Origin of the sequence: Amycolatopsis sp. NPDC047767 (assembly GCF_040704195.1) — a bacterium.
Taxonomy (GTDB): domain Bacteria; phylum Actinomycetota; class Actinomycetes; order Mycobacteriales; family Pseudonocardiaceae; genus Amycolatopsis.
In genome coordinates, this window is record NZ_JBEYSJ010000017.1 from 133,338 (window position 1) to 152,224 (window position 18,887).

At 70.5% G+C, this 18,887-nt stretch carries 14 protein-coding genes; 7 read left to right on the forward strand and 7 right to left on the reverse strand.

Translation table 11 applies throughout. The annotated features are described in order from the left end of the window. The first annotated feature begins 420 nt into the window (after positions 1 to 420). From gap to AB0878_RS28440, 5 genes are all read left to right on the forward strand, one after another. A complete protein-coding gene (gene gap, locus AB0878_RS28420; RefSeq protein WP_326833958.1) occupies positions 421 to 1,425 on the forward strand; it encodes a type I glyceraldehyde-3-phosphate dehydrogenase in 1,005 nt (334 codons plus the stop codon). A 5-nt stretch (positions 1,426 to 1,430) separates the two neighbouring features. Then, complete coding sequence (locus AB0878_RS28425) at positions 1,431 to 2,645, forward strand: phosphoglycerate kinase (protein WP_366583281.1); 1,215 nt, start codon at positions 1,431 to 1,433, stop codon at positions 2,643 to 2,645. Continuing rightward, a complete protein-coding gene (tpiA, locus tag AB0878_RS28430; protein ID WP_366583282.1) occupies positions 2,645 to 3,430 on the forward strand; it encodes a triose-phosphate isomerase in 786 nt (261 codons plus the stop codon). The genes AB0878_RS28425 and tpiA overlap by 1 nt, the downstream gene beginning before the upstream one ends. Before the next feature lie 118 nt (positions 3,431 to 3,548). Then, positions 3,549 to 3,779 (forward strand): preprotein translocase subunit SecG, encoded by a 231-nt coding sequence (gene secG / locus AB0878_RS28435; protein ID WP_220238698.1) that lies wholly within the window; start codon positions 3,549 to 3,551, stop codon positions 3,777 to 3,779. A 95-nt stretch (positions 3,780 to 3,874) separates the two neighbouring features. After that, positions 3,875 to 4,219: an RNA polymerase-binding protein RbpA gene (locus AB0878_RS28440; RefSeq protein WP_220238699.1), complete on the forward strand. Its 345-nt coding sequence runs from the start codon at positions 3,875 to 3,877 to the stop codon at positions 4,217 to 4,219. 827 nt (positions 4,220 to 5,046) lie between these two features. Here AB0878_RS28440 and AB0878_RS28445 read toward each other — a convergent pair. From AB0878_RS28445 to tkt, 7 genes are all read right to left on the reverse strand, one after another. Next, a complete protein-coding gene (locus AB0878_RS28445) occupies positions 5,047 to 6,213 on the reverse strand; it encodes a histidine kinase (protein WP_366583340.1) in 1,167 nt (388 codons plus the stop codon). Between the two features lie 486 nt (positions 6,214 to 6,699). Next, the gene (gene pgl / locus AB0878_RS28450; protein ID WP_366583283.1) at positions 6,700 to 7,476 is read right to left on the reverse strand and encodes a 6-phosphogluconolactonase; all 777 of its coding nucleotides are present in this window, start codon (positions 7,474 to 7,476) and stop codon (positions 6,700 to 6,702) included. Beyond that, positions 7,473 to 8,507, reverse strand: a complete 1,035-nt coding sequence (gene opcA / locus AB0878_RS28455; protein ID WP_366583284.1) for a glucose-6-phosphate dehydrogenase assembly protein OpcA — start codon at positions 8,505 to 8,507, stop codon at positions 7,473 to 7,475. The genes pgl and opcA overlap by 4 nt, the downstream gene beginning before the upstream one ends. Beyond that, entirely contained in the window at positions 8,504 to 10,030 is a 1,527-nt protein-coding gene (gene zwf, locus AB0878_RS28460; protein ID WP_364047691.1) for a glucose-6-phosphate dehydrogenase, read from the reverse strand. Before zwf ends, opcA begins: the two co-directional genes overlap by 4 nt. After that, positions 10,027 to 11,637 (reverse strand): glucose-6-phosphate isomerase, encoded by a 1,611-nt coding sequence (locus tag AB0878_RS28465; protein WP_366583285.1) that lies wholly within the window; start codon positions 11,635 to 11,637, stop codon positions 10,027 to 10,029. The genes zwf and AB0878_RS28465 overlap by 4 nt, the downstream gene beginning before the upstream one ends. Positions 11,638 to 11,646: 9 nt before the next feature. Beyond that, positions 11,647 to 12,762: a transaldolase gene (gene tal / locus AB0878_RS28470; protein ID WP_366583286.1), complete on the reverse strand. Its 1,116-nt coding sequence runs from the start codon at positions 12,760 to 12,762 to the stop codon at positions 11,647 to 11,649. A 25-nt stretch (positions 12,763 to 12,787) separates the two neighbouring features. Then, positions 12,788 to 14,890 carry a transketolase gene (tkt, locus tag AB0878_RS28475; RefSeq protein WP_366583287.1) on the reverse strand — a complete coding sequence of 701 codons (2,103 nt, stop codon included), beginning with the start codon at positions 14,888 to 14,890 and terminating at the stop codon, positions 12,788 to 12,790. A gap of 522 nt (positions 14,891 to 15,412) precedes the next feature. Here tkt and AB0878_RS28480 point away from each other — a divergent pair. Next, positions 15,413 to 16,393 carry a heme o synthase gene (locus AB0878_RS28480; protein WP_360596563.1) on the forward strand — a complete coding sequence of 327 codons (981 nt, stop codon included), beginning with the start codon at positions 15,413 to 15,415 and terminating at the stop codon, positions 16,391 to 16,393. 215 nt (positions 16,394 to 16,608) lie between these two features. Continuing rightward, complete coding sequence (locus AB0878_RS28485; protein WP_366583288.1) at positions 16,609 to 18,885, forward strand: ATP-binding domain-containing protein; 2,277 nt, start codon at positions 16,609 to 16,611, stop codon at positions 18,883 to 18,885. Positions 18,886 to 18,887 lie beyond the last annotated feature (2 nt).

An 18,887-nucleotide genomic window follows, 5' to 3' on the forward strand; every position in this document is an offset into this window, starting at 1 on the left:
ATTCCAGCGCGACCCGCCGCCCTCCGGACCGACGCAACGCCGACCCGTGCCTAGGTGACCCGCCCACTCACCTGACACCCACCGCCAGGGGGCGGCCCCCGCGTGTCTCGCTCACCACGCGCCCGGCCCGCCCCACCCCGATCCCGACCTTCCGGACTCCACAAACCCCTCAGGCCGCCGCGTGAACCACGGCACCAAGACCGATCAAGCGACTGGTCCGCACCCCTCCTGTGACACCGCTGGATTACCTGTCGCAAGCTCGTGAGCTGGCTTCTTAATCGATTCTTGACGGTTCGGCGCAGTGGTGGAAGTCTCGTCGGGGCAGTCAGGGTCGACCGCGCCCGCACGCTAGGGTTGCGCCGAGCCCGGAAGTCTTCCGGGGCGTGGGCCCCGGTTCGAAAAACAAGAGGAGTGGCAGCAGTGACCGTTCGCGTAGGTGTCAACGGCTTCGGCCGGATCGGCCGCAACTTCTTCCGCGCCGTGAAGGCGAGCGGTCACGACATCGAGGTCGTCGCGTTCAACGACCTCGGCGACGTCGCGACGATGGCCCACCTGCTCAAGTACGACTCCATCCTGGGCCGCTTCCCGGGCGAGGTCAGCCTGAGCGACGACGGCATCGTCGTCGACGGCAAGACCATCAAGGCCCTGGCGGAGCGCGACCCGGCGAACCTGCCGTGGGGCGACCTGGGCGTGGACGTCGTCGTCGAGTCGACGGGCTTCTTCACCAACGCCGACGCCGCGAAGGCCCACATCGCCGGCGGCGCCAAGAAGGTCATCATCTCCGCGCCCGCCAAGGGTGAGGACCTGACCATCGTGCTGGGCGTCAACGACGACAAGTACGACGGCTCGCAGGTCATCATCTCCAACGCCTCCTGCACCACCAACTGCCTCGGTCCGCTGGCCAAGGTCCTGCAGGACGCGTTCGGCATCGAGCAGGGCCTGATGACCACCATCCACGCGTACACGCAGGACCAGAACCTGCAGGACGCGCCGCACAAGGACCTGCGCCGCGCCCGCGCCGCCGCGCTGAACATCGTGCCGACCTCGACCGGTGCCGCGAAGGCCATCGGCCTGGTGCTGCCGGAGCTGCAGGGCAAGCTCGACGGTTACGCGCTGCGCGTCCCGGTGCCGACCGGCTCGGCCACCGACCTCACCGTCACGCTGACCAAGTCGGCGACGCTGGAAGAGGTCAACGCCGCGTACAAGGCCGCCGCCGAGGGCCCGCTGTCGGGTTACCTGCGCTACAACGAGGACCCGATCGTGTCGGCCGACATCGTCACCGACCCGGCGTCCTGCATCTACGACGCGCCGCTGACCAAGGTCATCGGCAACCAGGTCAAGGTCGTCGGCTGGTACGACAACGAGTGGGGCTACTCCAACCGCCTCGCCGACCTGGTCAAGCTCGTCGGTTCGAAGCTCTCCTGAACCCGATGACGGTCAAGAACCTCGAAAACCTTCTGAGCGAAGGCGTTCACGGCCGCTACGTACTCGTGCGCAGCGACCTGAACGTCCCGCTCGACGGGGACCGGATCACCGACGACGGCCGCGTCCGCGCGGCCCTGCCGACGATCGAGAAGCTCGCCGGCGCGGGCGCCAAGGTCGTCGTCACGGCGCACCTGGGCCGCCCCAAGGGCGAGCCCGACTCGAAGTACACGCTCGCGCCCGTCGCGAAGCGGCTCGGTGAGCTGCTCGGCACCGAGGTCTCGCTCGCCGGTGACCTCGTGGGCGACTCGGCCAAGGCGCTCGTCGGCGGGCTCGCCGACGGCGGCGTTGCGCTGCTGGAGAACGTGCGCTTCGACGCGCGCGAGACCAGCAAGGACGCCGTGGACCGCTCCGAGCTGGCCGCCGAGCTGGCCGCGCTCGTCCCCGGCGGGGCGTTCGTGTCCGACGGGTTCGGCGTGGTGCACCGCAAGCAGGCCTCGGTCTACGAGATCGCCGCGGTGCTGCCGGCCTACGCCGGTGGCCTCGTGCTGGCCGAGCTCGACGTGCTGAAGAAGCTCACCGACGACGTCAAGCGCCCCTACGTGGTGGTGCTCGGCGGCGCGAAGGTGTCGGACAAGCTCGGCGTGATCGCCAACCTGCTGACGAAGGTCGACCGCCTGCTCATCGGCGGCGGCATGGCCTACACCTTCCTCAAGGCCCAGGGCCACGAGGTGGGCCAGTCGCTGCTGCAGGCCGACCAGCTCGACCAGGTGTCGGGCTTCCTCGCCGAAGCGCAGAAGCGCGGCGTCGAGCTCGTGCTGCCGGTCGACGTGCTGGCGGCCACCGAGTTCGCGGCCGACGCCGAGAACGAGGTCGTCGCGGCCACGGCGATCCCGGCCGACCGCCAGGGCCTCGACATCGGCCCGGCCTCGCGCGAGCTGTTCGCGAGCAAGCTGGCCGACGCGGCCACCGTGTTCTGGAACGGCCCGATGGGCGTGTTCGAGTTCGAGGCGTTCTCGGGCGGCACCCGTGCCGTGGCCGAGGCGCTCGTGAAGAGCGACGCGTTCACCGTGGTCGGCGGCGGCGACTCCGCCGCCGCGGTGCGGCAGCTGGGCCTGCCCGAGGACGGTTTCTCCCACATCTCCACGGGCGGCGGCGCCTCCCTGGAGTACCTGGAGGGCAAGGAACTGCCCGGCGTCTCGGCGTTGGAGGAGAAGCACTAGTGGCACGGAAGCCGTTGATCGTCGGCAACTGGAAGATGAACCTGAACCACCTCGAGGCCATCGCCTTGGTTCAGAAGATCGCCTTCGCGCTGCCGGAGAAGTACTACGCGAAGGTGGACGTGGCGGTGCTGCCGCCGTTCACGGACATCCGCAGCGTGCAGACCCTCACCGACGGCGACAAGCTGTCGCTCACTTACGGCGCGCAGGACGTGTCCCCGCACGACTCCGGTGCCTACACCGGTGAGGTGTCGGGCCCGATGCTCGCGAAGCTGGGCTGCACCTTCGTCGCCATCGGCCACTCGGAGCGGCGCGAATACCACGCCGAGACCGACGAGCTGGTCAACAAGAAGGTGCGCGCGGCCGTCAAGCACGGGATCACGCCGATCCTGTGCGTCGGCGAGAAGCTCGAGGTCCGCGAGGCCGGCGAGCACCACGCGCACGCCACGAACCAGCTCATCGAGGGCCTCAAGGGGCTCAAGGCCGAGCAGGTCAAGGACGTCGTCGTGGCGTACGAGCCGGTGTGGGCCATCGGCACCGGCAAGGTGGCGACACCCGCCGACGCCGAGGAGGTCTGCAAGACCATCCGCACGGTGCTGGCGGAGAAGTACGGCGACGAGGTCGCTTCGGCCGTTCGGGTGCTTTACGGCGGTTCGGTGAAGTCGGGCATAGTGGGCGAGCTGGTGGCCTGCGAGAACATCGACGGTGCTCTCGTGGGTGGCGCGAGTCTCGACGGTGACGAGTTCACCAAACTCTGCGCACTCGCGGCGGGTGGCCCCCTGCCCTGATCGAGGCCACTACCGGGTAACCTGTGTATCCGGTCCGTCACACAGCAGTGGACGAGTCCAGGGGTACGGTGATATTCGAGCCGTACCCCTGCATTCTCCGATGAGCACAGAGGATGACATGAAGCTGTTCCTGCAAATTCTGTTGATCGTCTCCAGCGTGCTGCTGGTCGTGGCGGTGCTGCTCCACCGCGGCCGGGGTGGCGGTCTGTCGTCGCTGTTCGGCGGCGGTATGCAGTCCAGCCTCTCGGGCTCGAGCGTGGCCGAGAAGAACCTCGACCGGATCACCCTGCTGCTGGGTGCCATCTGGCTGATCAGCATCGTGGGCCTCGGCCTGCTGCTCAAGGTCTGACCGGACTCCCCGCTCGGGGCCGGCGAGTCAGGGGCTCCGTGTGCATCGGCGTGCCTATTGGGGGGCGCGCCGCCGATTCCTAGGTGTGAGGATTCATGGTTGGCGGTAACGCGATTCGAGGCACCCGGGTGGGTGCCGGTCCTTCGGGCGAATCGGAGCGGGGTGAGTCGGCGCCGCGGCGCCGGATCTCCTACTGGTGCGCAAACGGCCACGAGGCCCGCCCGTCGTTCGCGATGGAGGCCGAAATCCCCGACGAGTGGGACTGCCCGCGCTGCGGTCTGCCCGGCGGACAGGACGAGCAGAACCCGCCCGCCGCGCCCCGCACCGAGCCCTACAAAACGCACCTCGCGTACGTCAAGGAGCGCCGCAGCGACGCCGACGGCGAAGCGATCCTCGCCGAGGCCCTCGAGCGTCTGCGCCAGCGCCGCGAACTGATCTAGCTTTTTCCCGTCGGAGACCACCGACCAGGCCGATTCGGTTCGGCTCTGGCCGGTGGTTTTCGCGTTTCCGGGGCTTTTCCGGCACGCCGGCGACGGGTGGTGCAGTTCGCCGGCCTTGACCGCGGCTTGCCTCGGCCGCGGCTTTCTGCGGCGCGGGTTGTGTGCGGTGCGGGCTCGCGTGGGCGCGGCAGAGTGCGGTGCGCCTGGCTGTGGTGCGTCCGCGTCCGGTGCGGCTGGGTTTGCGGCGAAGACGTCTGGTGCGCCCGGCTGCGGTGGAGCAGGCGGATCCCCTTCTCAGGCAAAGCCTCTGGGTCATAAGCGCCAGTAATCCACACTATGCCCGAGTTGTGCACAAATCGGCCCCTCAGTGACCTTTGGTCGGTTCTCGTCGGAGTGCTCGATAGAACGGACATGGGCAGCCCCTTGGGAGGGCGAGGGGTTTCTCTAGATGTGAGGCCTGGGGGCAAAATCCCGCGGAGCGCCCGAGCCGCGGCTGGGTGAGGCCGTCGCCGGCCGTACGTCGCAGGGTGGAGCGGGTTCCCGCTGAAGGCGTTGTTGCCGGATGTAGGGGTCGTGTGGGTGCGGTATGGGCGAGGGCGGTTCCGTTGCTCGCCGGCTCGCGCTGGGTGAGGACCGCGGCGTCATAGCCCGCCGCCGCGACCGGGTGAGGCGGTAGGCCACAGCGATCGTGCCGCCCAAGCCACGAAAGTCGCGAGCGACAAAGCACCCAGGACGCGGCGAAGGGGTGGCACCCGACCGCAGCCGGATCGCGGCTCGCGCGCGGGGCCACCCCTTCGGCCTACGGGGGACCGGGGAAGGTCGGTGGGTCAGCGGTCCAGCGGGTACCGGGCCCGCACGCGGAAGCCGCCGTCTTCGGTGTCCGAGGTTTCGAAGCTGCCGCCCAGCAGGCGGGCGCGTTCGGCGAGGCCGGTGAGGCCGTGGCCGCCCGAGGGGAGGTGTTCGCCGGCGCGCTCGGCGCGTTCGTTGCGGACCTCGATGTTCAGGGCGCCGCTGCCGCCCTGGATGCGGATGGTGGCGGTGGCGCCGGGGGCGTGCTTGTGGACGTTGGTGAGGCACTCCTGCACGGTGCGGTACGCGGCGGCCGACACCTGGCTCGGCACGGTGTCCGGCAGGCGCTCCACGGTGAGGTGCACCGGGACGTCGGCGGTACGGATCAGGTGGTCGAGCTCGCCGATGCCGGGGCGCGGGCCGTCGTCCTCGGCGCCGGAGCGCAGCACGCTCACCAGCGAACGCAGTTCCTCGAGCGTCCGCGTGGAGAGCTGGCGGATGACCTGCGCGGTCTGCAGCGCCGGGCCGTCGGTGGCCTGGGCCTGCAGCGCGCCGGCCTGCATGGCGATGAGGGTGATCTGGTGGGAGACGACGTCGTGCATCTCGCGGGCCAGGCGGGCGCGCTCCTCGGCGCGCACGGCGTCGGCGTGGAAGCGGCGTTCGCGGTCGCGGCTCTTGGCCAGCTCGGCGAGCTTGGCGGAGATCTCCGCGCGGGCGCCGATCAGCAGGCCGATCGCGATCGGCATACCCGCCACGAGCACGCCGTAGATGCCGTCGAGCACGTGCTCGCGCCAGCTGAGCTGGGCGAAGTCGTCCAGCGGCCACTGCACGAACCGGCAGGTGAAGACCAGTCCCGCGCCCACCCAGGTCTGCCAGTGGATCTGGCGCTTCGTCGCGAGCGTGCCGAGCGTGATCATCGACGCCAGCTGCGCCCACCCGGCGAGGAAACCGGGCACCGCGAGGATCACGGCCAGGAACGGCAGCTTCCGCCGCAGCACCACCGCGAGACACGCGGCCGCCGACAGGTAGATCGAGTACGGCGGGGCCTTCGGCGGGATCACCAGCCACACGTCGAGTACAGCCAGCAGCACGGCGACGGCCTCGACCCCGACCGTCGTCGCGATCGGCCGGCGCAGCGAAGCGAACACACCGCGCAGGCTGAACCGCCGGACCCGATCGGCCGCCCCCGCGCCGGGGCTGCCCATCGAGATTCCTGGAATCGAGAGTCCCTCAGTGCTCATGCGGCGACCCCATTCGTCTTGTGGACTTGATGATGAGATGCGCCGGGCACCCGATCGGGACGCGCGGCGGGCAACAAATGTGCGGATGCTAACGAAGAGACGTGTGACGACGGTAAGTTTCACCCGCACCCACAAATTTGGTCGTCTGATCTCCATCACTACGGCATTCGGGTGACGAAAAGAAGTCTGACGTCACCTCGTGTCGATCACAACACCCTACGTTCACCTTACGGGTGATCCCACATACTGGTGAGCCGCTTGATGGAGTAGTGGTCACTGCTCCGTTCGGCAGATGAATGATCTTCACGCTTACGGGTGGCACGCGTCATCCGGTCGAGCGGGCCCTGAAACCCACGGTCAGGGCCGCGAAACAGTCGCGAAACAGCTGCCCGGCGACAGAAAAAGGCCGCCCCGGGCGAACCCGGAGCGGCCTTCGAGAACCAGCGAGCGTCACGCGGTCGGCGGCTCGTACACCTTCGTCAGCTTCCCGGCCGCAGTGCGGTCCAGGAGCCACAGCGTCCGCCGGTAGCCGCGGGCACCCGAAACGGGCACCTGCACCTCCGGCGCACCCGCGAGAGCCAGCGACACGGCCTCGGCCTTCGCCTCGCCCGCGGTCATCAGCCACACCTCACGCGCGCGGCGGATGGCCGTGAGCGTGAGCGAGATGCGCGTCGGCGGCGGCTTGGGGCAGTCGCGCACCGCCACCGCCGAAAGCCGCGTCTCGTGCACGGCGGGGGAGTCCGGGAACACCGAAGCGGTGTGCCCCTCCCCGCCGAGGCCGAGCAGGCAGATGTCGAACGCGGGCACGCCGCCCTCGTCCGGGCCCGCCTGCGAGGCCAGCACCTCCGCGTACGCCGCGGCCGCGGCGTCCACGTCGGCACCGAACTCGCCGTCCGACGGCGCCATCACGTGCACGCGCTTCGGGTCGAGCGGCACGTGGTCCAGCAGGGCCTCGCGCGCGCCCTTCTCGTTGCGCTCGTCGGAATCGGCCGGCACGAACCGCTCGTCGCCCCAGTAGACGTCCAGGCGCGACCAGTCGATCGCGTCGCGCGCGCTGGAGCGGTTGAGCTCCTCCAGCACCGCGATGCCCGTGCCGCCGCCGGTGAGCACGACCGAGGCCGAGCCCTTGGCCGCCTGCACGTCGACGATCCGGGTGACCAGCCGCGCCGCCGCGGCCGCCGCCAGGAGGTCGGCGTTCTCGTAGACGACGACCTCCGTGCGGCTCACGAAGCGCTCTTTTCCGCCTTGGCCTTGCCGGCCTTCTTCGCCGGGGCCTTGGCCGCCGCGGCCTTCGGCTTCGCCGCCGCAGAAGCAGCCGAAGTCGCCTTCGCCGCCGTTGTCGGCGAGGCGATCTTGGGCAGCCCGTGCAGCGCCGCCTCGAAGACCTCGTCCGGGTCGAGCCGGCGCAGCTCCTCCACGAGGCACTCCGGGTTGCTCCGCCGCTGCAGCGCGATGCGCCGCGTGGGCTGGCCCGGCTGCGTCAGCGTGCCGACGCGGCCGTCGGGCCGGGTCAGCTCCACCGCGCCCGAACGCCGTTCGAGCTCGACGGAGATGATGCCCTGCGCGCTGGAGCTCTTGATCCGCTTCACCGGCACCTTGAGGTACTCGGCGAGCCAGCCCGCCAGCAGCTCCGTGGACGGCGAGTCGGCCTCACCGGTCACGGTCGCGCTCGTGATCTTCTCGTACGGCGGCAGGTCCAGCGCCGACACGAGCTGCGCACGCCAGTGCGTCAGCCGCGTCCACGCCAGGTCGGTGTCGCCCTCCACGTAGGCCTTGGCCCGCGTGGTCAGAGCCCTTATGGGGCTCTTCTCCGCGGCCGAGTCGGTGATGCGCCGCTGCGCGATCTGGCCCAGCGGGTCCTCCGCCGGGGCCTTCGGGCCCGCGCCCGGCCACCAGGTGACGATCGGCGCGTCGGGCAGCAGCAGCGGCACGACCGCGCTCTGGCCCTGCGCGGCCAGCGGCCCGTAGAGGCGCAGCACGATGACCTCGCTCGCGCCGGCGTCGCCGCCCACGCGGATCTGGCCGTCGATGCGCGGAGCCGCCGTGCGGACGCCCTTCGCGACCACGATCACGCGCGACGGGTGCTCCCGGCTGGCGTGGTTCGCGGCCTCGATGGCCTCCTCGAGCTTGGCGTCGTCGTCCGCCACGATGACCAGGGTCAGCACCCGGCCCAGCGCGACCTGACCGCCCTGGTCGCGGATCTCCACCAGCTTCTTGTTCAGCTGCGAAGTCGTGGTGGATGGCAGGTCGATGATCACGGACGCCTCCAGTTCCGGCCCGTACGCTCGAGCATTTCGTCAGCGCTCTGCGGGCCCCAAGTACCCGGCGCGTACTGCTCGGGCGCGCCTTCCTTGGCCCAGTGCTCCAGGATCGGGTCGAGGATCTCCCAGGAGAGCTCGACCTCCTCGTTCACTGGGAACAGCGACGGCTCGCCCAGCAGCACGTCGAGGATCAGCCGCTCGTACGCCTCGGGGGAGGACTCGGTGAAGGCGTGGCCGTAGCCGAAGTCCATGGTGACGTCGCGGACCTCCATCGTGGTCCCCGGCACCTTCGAGCCGAACCGCAGCGTGATGCCCTCGTCGGGCTGCACGCGGATGACCAGCGCGTTCTGGCCCAGCTCCTCGGTGGAGGTGGAGTCGAACGGCAGGTGCGGCGCGCGCTTGAACACCACGGCGATCTCCGTGACGCGCCGGCCCAGCCGCTTGCCGGTGCGCAGGTAGAACGGCACCCCCGCCCAGCGGCGGTTCTGCACCTCCAGCGTCACCGCGGCGTAGGTCTCGGTCTTGGAGTCCTTCGCGAAGCCCGCTTCCTGCAGCAGGCCCGGCACCTTCATGCCGCCCTGCCAGCCGCCGGCGTACTGCCCGCGCGCGGTGGTCTCGTCGAACGGCCGGATCGGCATGGTCGCCGCCAGCACCTTCGCCTTCTCCGCGCGCAGCGCCTTCGGCTCGAACGACAGCGGCTCGTCCATCGCGGTCAGCGCGAGCAGCTGAAGCAGGTGGTTCTGGATGACGTCGCGCGCGGCGCCGATCCCGTCGTAGTACCCCGCGCGGCCGCCGAGGCCGATGTCCTCGGCCATGGTGATCTGCACGTGGTCGATGTAGTTGGCGTTCCAGATCGGCTCGAACATCTGGTTGGCGAAGCGCAGCGCCAGCAGGTTCTGCACCGTCTCCTTGCCGAGGTAGTGGTCGATGCGGAACACCGACTCCTCGGGGAAGACGTCGTTCACGATCCCGTTGAGCTCCTTGGCGCTCTTGAGGTCGTGGCCGAACGGCTTCTCGATCACCACGCGGCGCCAGGTCGTGGCGTCGGTGTCGGCGAGGCCCGAGCGCGCCAGCTGCTTGGTCACCACCGGGAACGCGCCCGGCGGGATCGAGAGGTAGAACGCCGTGTTGCCGCCGGTGCCGCGTTCGGCGTCGAGGTCCTTGACCGTCTGGGCGAGGCGGTCGAAGGCGTCGTCGTCGTCGAACGTGCCCTGCACGAAGCGGATGCCCTCGGCGAGCCGGTTCCAGACCGACTCCTTGAACGGCGTCCGCGCGTGCTCGCGCACCGAGTCGTGCACCAGCTCGCCGAAGTCCTGGTGCTCCCAGTCGCGGCGCGCGAACCCGACCAGCGAGAAGCCTGCGGGCAGCAGGCCGCGGTGGGCCAGGTCGTAGATGGCGGGCATGAGCTTCTTGCGGGCCAGGTCGCCGGTGACTCCGAAGATCACCAGGCTCGACGGGCCCGCGATGCGCGGGAGGCGCTTGTCGCGCGGGTCCCGCAGCGGGTTCTGCCAGGTCGTCACTCGCCGGCCTCCTGTACGGCCCGCACGAGCTCGGCCAGCCCGGCGGCCCGGTCGGTCAGGTGCAGCCGCAGCACGGGGCGGCCGTGCTCGGCGAGGACCTGACCGTCGCCGAGAGCCTGCGCGTGCTGCAGCTGTCCCAGGGTGTAGGGGCGGTCCGGCACAGCCAGGTCCTCGGCGACCGCGCCGGTGATCTGGAGGAAGCTGCCGTTCTGGTGGCCGCCCTTGTGGTACTGCCCGGTGGAGTGCAGGAACCGCGGTCCCCAGCCGAACGTCGTCTGCACGCCGGTGCGCTTGGCGATCTCGCCGCGCAGCAGCGAGGTCGACGCGTCGTCGAGCCGGTCGAGGTAGGCCTGCACCGCGAAGTAGCCGCCGTCGGCGACCGAGCCGAAGAACGCGCGCAGCACGTCCACCAGCTTTCCTTCCGTGACAACGCCTTCCGAACCGAAGACCTCGACGGCACCGTCCACAGTGGCCGGAGTCTCCTTGCCGGACAGCTTCTCCGGCTCGTCGAGCAACGCGCGCGCGGCCTTCTTCGCGGCCTCGACGTCGGGCTGGTCGAACGGGTTGATCCCGATCAGCCGGCCGGCGAGCGCGGTCGCGAACTCCCACAGCAGGAACTGCGCGCCGAGCGGGCCCGTCACCGAGATCTTCGCGGCACCTTCGGCAGCACCGACGGCGACCGGGGTCGCGTCGGCCTTCGCGTCGGCGAAGCCGGGGGCCTGGGGGCCCTCGACGGCCACGGGCAGCAGGCCGGTGCCCAGCTTGCCGGTCGACTCCGCGATCAGCTGCTCGGCCCAGTCCGGGAAACCCTTGATGCCCGAACCGGTGTCGGCCAGCACGACCTTCTCGGCGCCGCCCTCGTGGGCGGCGGCCCAGGCGGCCGCAAGCTTGATCGCCGGGTTGTCGGCCGAGTCGGAGCCCAGCGTCTCGGCCACCGCGGCGGCCTGGTCCAGCAGGCGCGCGATGTCCGCGCCCGCGAGACCGGCCGGCACGAGGCCGAACGCGGTCAGCGCCGAGTAGCGGCCGCCGACGTGCGGGTCGGCCAGGAAGGTCTTGCGGTAACCCTCCTTTTCGGACAGTTCCGAGAACGGCGAGCCCGGGTCGGTCACGACCACGATCCGCCGCGCCGCGTCGATCCCCGCTTCGGTGAAGGCCTTCGCGAAGATGCGCCGGTGGCTGTCGGTCTCCACGGTGCCGCCGGACTTCGACGACACCACGATCACCGTGCGCTCGAGGTCGCCCGCGAGCGCGTCGGCCACCTGGCCCGGGTCGGTCGTGTCGAGCACCGTCAGCGCGACACCCGCGATGACCTCCGGCGCGAGCGACGAACCGCCCATGCCGGCGAGCACCACGCGGTCCACGCCCTCGGACTGCAGCTCTGTGCGCAGCGCCTCGATCTCACCGATCAGCGGCCGCGACGACTTGTGCAGCGACGTCCACGAGAGCCGGATCGACGCCTCGGACTCGGCGTCCGGTCCCCACAGCGTCGCGTCCTGCGCGGCGAGCTTCGACGCGGCCTGGTCGGCGACGAGGCGCTCGACCAGCGGCGCCGCCTTGCCTGCCAGTTCGGCGTCGACGAGCTCGACGCCGGTTTCGTCCCCTGTCATGGTCTGGCTTCAGCCCTTCGCCTTGTTCAGCTGGCCGGTCACCGTCTCGAGCAGCTCCTGCCAGGACTTCTCGAACTTCTCGACGCCCTCGGTCTCGAGGACCACGAACACGTCCGGCACGTCGATGCCGGCCGCGCTCAGCTTGTCGAACACGCCCTGCGCCTCGGCACCGCGGCCGGTCACCGTGTCACCGGTGAGCTCGGCGTGGTCGGCCACCGCGTCCATGGTCTTCTCCGGCATCGTGTTCACGACGCCGTGGACCAAGAGCTGGTCGACGTAGCGGGTGTCGGAGTACGCCGGGTCCTTGACGCCGGTCGAGGCCCACAGCGGACGCTGCGCGTTGGCGCCGGCGGCGGCCAGCGCCTTCCAGCGGTCGCTCGCGAAGAGCTCCTCGAACTTGGCGTAGGCGAGCCGGGTGTTGGCGATCGCGGCCTCGCCGAGCAGAGCCTTGGCCTCGTCGGTGCCGATCTTGTTCAGGCGCTTGTCGACCTCGGTGTCCACACGGGACACGAAGAACGACGCGACCGAGTGGATGCCCTTGAGGTCGTGGCCGTTGGCCTTCGCCTGCTCCAGGCCGGCGAAGAACGCGTCGATGACCTGGGCGTAGCGCTCGACGGAGAAGATCAGCGTCACGTTGATGCTGATGCCCTCGGCCAGCGCCGCGGTGATGGCGGGCAGACCCTCGTCGGTGGCCGGGATCTTGACCATCAGGTTCGGCCGGTCCACGGCCTTCCACAGGTCCTTGGCCTCGGCGATCGTCTTGTCGGTGTCGCGCGCCAGGCGCGGGTCGACCTCGATGGAGACGCGGCCGTCGACGCCGTCGGTGGCGTTGTAGACGTCGCGGAACAGGTCGGCGGCGTTGCGCACGTCCGTGGTCGTCAGCTCGCGGACGGTGCCGTCGAGGTCCGCGCCGCGGTCGGCCAGCTCCTTGACCTGCGCGTCGTACGCCGCGCCGTGGGACAGGGCGTTGGCGAAGATCGTCGGGTTGGTCGTGACACCCACGACGTGCTTGTCGCGGATGAGCTCGGCGAGGTTGCCCGTGCTGAGGCGCTCGCGGGAGAGGTCGTCCAGCCAGATGGAGACGCCCGCCTCCGAAAGCTGCGCGAGCCGGTCAGTGCTGCTCATGACTCTTTTCCGTCCCTTCAGAAATTCAGTTCTTGGTGTTGGCGATCGAGCGACGGGCGGCCTCGACGACGTGCTCCGGGGTGAACCCGAACTCACGGAACAGTGTGGCGGCGTCGGCCGAAGCACCGAAGTGCTCGATCGAAACGTTCACCCCCGCGTCACCGGTGAAGCGGTGCCACGACTGCGCGACCCCCGCCTCGACGGACACCCGCGCCTTGACGGCCGGCGGCAGCACGGCGTCGCGGTAGGACTGCTCCTGCGCGTCGAACCACTCGACGCACGGCATCGACACGACGCGGGTCGGCACGCCGTCGGCCTCGAGGGTCTTGCGGGCCGCGACGGCCAGCTGGACCTCGGAACCGGTGGCCATCAGCACGACCTCGGGGGCGCCGTTCGAGGCGTCCTCGAGCACGTAGCCGCCGCGCTTCACGCCTTCCGCGCTCGTGCCTTCGAGCACCGGCACGTTCTGGCGGGTCAGCGCGACACCCGACGGGTGGTGCACGTCCTCCAGCACGGCCTTCCACGCGTAGGCGGTCTCGTTGGCGTCCGCCGGGCGGACGACGTTGAGGCCCGGGATCGCGCGCAGCGCGGAGAGCTGCTCGATCGGCTGGTGCGTCGGGCCGTCCTCGCCGAGGCCGATGGAGTCGTGCGTCCACACGTAGAGCGTGGGCAGGCCCATCAGCGCCGCGAGCCGGACCGGCGGGCGCATGTAGTCGGAGAAGATGAGGAACGTCGCGCCGTACGGGCGAGTGCCGCCGTGCAGGGCGATGCCGTTGAGGATCGAGCCCATCGCGTGCTCGCGGATGCCGAAGTGCAGCGTCCGGCCGTACGGGTTGGCGTTCCAGGCCGCCGTGGTGGCCTTCGCCGGGCCGAACGAGTCGGCGCCCTTCATCGTGGTGTTGTTGCTCTCCGCCAGGTCGGCGGAGCCGCCCCACAGCTCGGGCAGCGGGTCGCGCAGCGCGTTGAGGACCTCACCGGAGGCCTTGCGGGTCGCGATGCCCTTGGGGTCCGGGTCCCAGTGCGGCAGGTTGTCGGCGAAGCCCTCGGGCAGCGTGCGGGTGGCGAGCCGGTCGGCCAGCGCCTTGCGCTCCGGGTTCGCCTCGGCCCACGCGTCGTAACGCTCCTGCCAGGCGGCGTGCTCCTGCTTGCCGCGCTCCAGGGCCTTGCGGGTGTGGGAGATGACCTCGTCGTCGACCTGGAAGGTGCGCTCGACGTCGAAGTCGAGGATCTCCTTGACGGCCTTGATCTCGTCGGCGCCGAGCGCGGCGCCGTGGGCCTTGCCGGTGTTCATCTTCGTGGGCGCCGGGTAGCCGATGATCGTCCGCACCGCGATGAACGACGGGCGCCCGGTCTCCGCCTTGGCGGCCTTGATGGCCTCCTCGATCGCGGTGACGTTCTCGCCGCCCTCGACGACCTGCGTGTGCCAGCCGTAGGCCTCGTAGCGCTTGACCGTGTCCTCGGACAGCGCGATGTTCGTGTCGTCCTCGATGGAGATCTTGTTGTCGTCCCAGAAGACGATGAGGTTGCCCAGCTCCTGGCGGCCCGCGATCGACGAGGCCTCCGACGTCACGCCCTCTTCGATGTCGCCGTCGGAGGCGATCGCGAAGATGTGGTGGTCGTAGATGCTCTCGCCGGGCGCGGCGTCGGGGTCGAGCAGGCCGCGCTCGCGACGGGCGGCCATCGCCATGCCCACCGCGTTGGCCAGGCCCTGGCCCAGCGGGCCGGTGGTGGTCTCGACGCCCTTGGTGTGGCCGTACTCCGGGTGGCCTGGGGTCAGCGAGCCCCACGTGCGCAGCTGCTTGAGGTCCTCGAGCTCGAGGCCGTAGCCGGCGAGGTACAGCTGGATGTAGAGGGTGAGGCTGGAGTGCCCGGCCGAGAGGACGAAGCGGTCGCGGCCGCGCCAGTGCGGGTCGGCCGGGTCGTGGCGCATGGTCCGCTGGAACAGCGTGTAGGCGAGCGGGGCGAGGCTCATCGCGGTGCCCGGGTGACCGCTGCCGACCTTCTCGACGGCGTCCGCGGCGAGGACCCGGACGGTGTCGACGGCGCGGGAATCGGTCCCGGTCCAGTCGGCGGGCACGTCACGCCGGAGCAAAGGGTTGTTCTCGCTGGTAGAGGCGGTTTCGGACACTGAACTCGAACTCCCCGTCCTGAGGTTGTCGCTTGCTTTCCGTCATGGTGTAGCCGGTGCGCACTGCCAGTAATCTCAATCGATCCCGAAGGGACGATATTCCTGCTGGGAGCACTGCGCCGGGGTGCCACGCGGCCCGTCCGCGACAGCCTAGTGCGTGGGGTGTGCTCCGGGCAGCCGCGACAGCCGTGCCCGTCCCCACCGGGCAGGTGATCCCGCCCATGCGGGTCGCTTGCCGTCCGCCGCTGGTCACGGACCGTGCAAAAGGGACGATCGAGGGGACCGACCGGACCCGCCGGACACCACGACCGGTCCTTCCGGACACACCGTGCGCCGCCGTGGTCGTCGCGGGTGAACCCGGTGGCGTGACGCAGAAGACAGGCGTGGCGTGTCGAGGACCCTCGATCACGCAGGCGGATTCGCCACGTCTAACATCGAGCGCGGGCCTGGTCCGGGAGCTTCACCAGTTCCATCGCGGTCTTCCGGATCGCCACCCGGCCCCGAACTGACCTTGGGAGTGAAATGTCGTTGGTGAACGCTGCGCACGGACGCAGTGAGAACACCAGCGCCGAACACCCGACCGGTGAACGACCGCGTGGTGCCCGGCGAACTGTCCGCCAGGTGGTCGGCGCTTACGCCGCGCTCGCGAAGCCGAGGGTGATCGAGCTCCTCCTCGTCACCACGATCCCGGCGATGTTCCTCGCGGGGCGCGAGATCCCGTCGCCGTGGCTCGTGCTCGCCACGCTCGTGGGCGGCACGATGGCCGCCGGCAGCGCCAACGCGCTCAACTGCGTGATCGACGCGGACATCGACAAGGTGATGAACCGCACCAAGAAGCGCCCGCTGGTGAAGGACTCGGTGCCGCGGCGCAACGCGCTGATCTTCGGCCTCGTGCTCGGCGTCGCTTCGTTCGCGGTGCTGTATTTCACCGTGAACCTGCTGTCGGCGATCCTCGCGATCGCGACGATCCTCTTCTACATCTTCGTGTACACCCTGGGCCTCAAGCGGCGCACGTCGCAGAACGTCGTCTGGGGCGGCGCCGCCGGCTGCATGCCGGTGGTCATCGGCTGGGCCGCCGTGTCCGGCACCGTGCAGTGGCCCGCGTTCGTCATGTTCGGCGTCATCTTCTTCTGGACGCCCCCGCACACGTGGGCCCTGGGCATGAAGTACCGCGAAGACTACGAACGCGCGGGCGTCCCGATGCTCCCGGTCGTGGCGACCCCGCAGCACGTCGCCAAGCAGATCGTCATCTACTCGTGGGTGATGGTCGCCTGGACCCTCCTGCTGCTCCCCGTGACGAGCTGGCTGTACGCCACCTTCGCCGTCCTCGCGGGCGCCTGGTTCCTCTTCTACGCCCACCGCCTCCAGGCCGCCGTCCGCCGCGGCGAGGAGACGAAGCCCATGTCGCTGTTCCACCGCTCGAACACGTACCTGATGATCGTGTTCGTCGCACTGGCGGTGGACTCGGCGATCGGACTGCCGACGCTCGGCTTGCCGTTCTAGCCGGTTTCTTCACCGCAGCTTCAAACCACAGCCGCTTCACCACAGCGCCGCCGAGGCTCCCGGCCCGGCGGCGTTTTGGCGTGTGGACCAGGTCACTCGGCTCTTCCACCGGCTCCGCGGCGGCTGAGCCGCGCTCGGGAATGGCGTAGTCTGGTTGGCCGTTGTGGTTTTCCGGCTGTCCGCCGCCTTCTCCCGATGCGAAAGCAGGATCTCACTTGTCCGTGTCCCCGGACCGGGAAGCAGACCGCGCCCTCGAGGACGGTACGCCCGAGCACGCCGCCGAGCTGTCGCGTGAGCAGGCGTATGTCACGACGCTCTACGCGAAGCTCGACGCCGAGCGGGTGGAGGCGCAGCGGCGCCTCGACACCACGTTGCGGCAGACCGGCGGTACCCCGCAGGCGCGCACCGAGCGGGACGTCGCCACCACGCTGTACTCCGACCGCCTCGCGCAGCTCGGGTCGGTGGAGCAGGGGCTGTGCTTCGGCCGCCTCGACTTCGTGCCGGAGAGCGCCGAAGAGACGACCTACATCGGCCGCCTCGGGTTGTTCGAGGAGGACGACGACTACAAGCCGCTGCTGGTGGACTGGCGGGCGCCGGTCGCGCGGCCGTTCTACCTCGCCACGGCGGCCTCGCCGGACGGGGTGCGCCGGCGGCGGCACCTGCGGTCGCTGAGCCGCAAGGTGACGGGGTTCGACGACGAGATCCTCGACCTGTCCGCCGCCGACCAGGGGCAGGACCTCGGGCTGGCGGGCGAGGCGGCGCTGCTGGCCGCGCTGGAACGGCGGCGCACGGGCGAGATGAGCGACATCGTCGCGACGATCCAGGCCGAGCAGGACCGGATCATCCGCGCGCCGCTCGGCGGGGTGATGGTGGTGCAGGGCGCGCCGGGCACGGGCAAGACCGCCGTCGCGCTGCACCGGGCCGCGTACCTGCTCTACACGCACCGCCAGCAGCTCACCACGCGCGGCGTGCTCGTGGTCGGACCCAACAGCACGTTCCTGCGCTACATCGGCCAGGTCCTCCCGTCGCTGGGCGAGACCGGCGTGCTCCTCGCCACGATCGGGCAGCTCTACCCGGGCCTCGACGCGGAGGGTGTCGAGGCGCCGGAGGCCGCGGAGGTCAAGGGGCGCCTGGTGATGGCCGACGTGCTCGCCAACGCCGTGCGCGACCGCCAGCGCGTGCCCGAGCCCGTGGTGGAGATCGAGCACGAGCGGGAGATCCTCAAGCTCGACCGCAAGACCTGCGTCGAGGCCCGCACCCGCGCCCGCCGCTCGCGCCGGCCCCACAACCTCGCGCGGCGCCTGTTCGTGTCCGACGTGCTCGACGCGCTCACCCGCCAGGCCGCCCGCAAGCTGGGGGAGGACCTGCTCGACGCGCAGGACGTGCAGGACATCCGCGCCGAGCTCGCCGCCAGCCCCGCCATCGCCGCCGCCGTCAACGAGCTGTGGCCGAAACTGACCCCGGAAGGCCTGCTCGACGACCTGTTCGCCGAGCGCGAACACCTCGATCGCGCCGCCGGCAAGCTGCTGTCCGAGGCCGATCGCGCGCACCTCGAGAGCGGCCGCGACGCCAAGTGGACGCCTGCCGATGTGCCGCTGCTCGACGAGCTGGCCGAGCTGCTCGGCGAGGACGACAGCGAGGAACGCGCCGAGCGCCGCCGCCGAGACCGCGTGCAGCGCGCGTACGCCGAGGGCGTGCTCCACATCCTGGAGCAGGACGAGGAGATCCAGGACGAGGAGATCCTGCGGGTGTCCGACGTCCTCGACGCCGAGCTGTTCGCCGAACGCCAGCAGGAGCGCAGCGAGCTGACCGCCGCCCAGCGCGCCGCGCAGGACCGCACGTGGACGTTCGGCCACGTGATCGTGGACGAGGCCCAGGAACTGTCCGCCATGGACTGGCGGCTGCTCATGCGCCGCTCGCCGAACCGCTCGATGACGCTCGTGGGCGACGTCGCGCAGACCGGCGCGGCCGGGGGAGCCCGCACGTGGGACGAGGTCCTCTCGCCCTACGTCGCCGACCGCTGGCGCCTGGAGCAGCTCACCGTGAACTACCGCACCCCGGCCGAGATCATGGCCGTGGCCGCGCGCGTGCTGGCCGAGCTCGACGTGAACCTCGCGGCCCCGGCGTCGGTGCGCGAGACGGGCGTGGCGCCCTGGTCGAAGGCGACCAGCGACCTCGACGCCGATCTGCCGGGTTTCGTCGCGCAGGAGCTGTCCGCAGTGGACGGTGGCACCGTGGCCGTGCTCACACCGGCGGCCCGGCTCGCGGCTGTGGAAGCGGTGCTGACGCCTGACGAACGCGTGAGCGTGCTCACGGTCGAGCGCGCCAAGGGCCTCGAGTTCGACGCCGTTCTGCTGGTCGCGCCGGACGAGGTCGTCGCGGCCTCACCGCGGGGGCTCAACGACCTTTACGTGGCCCTCACGCGGGCGACCCAGCGGCTCGGCGTGGTCCAGACCGGTGACGTCGTACCGGCCCTGGCAGAGCTTGGCTAGGG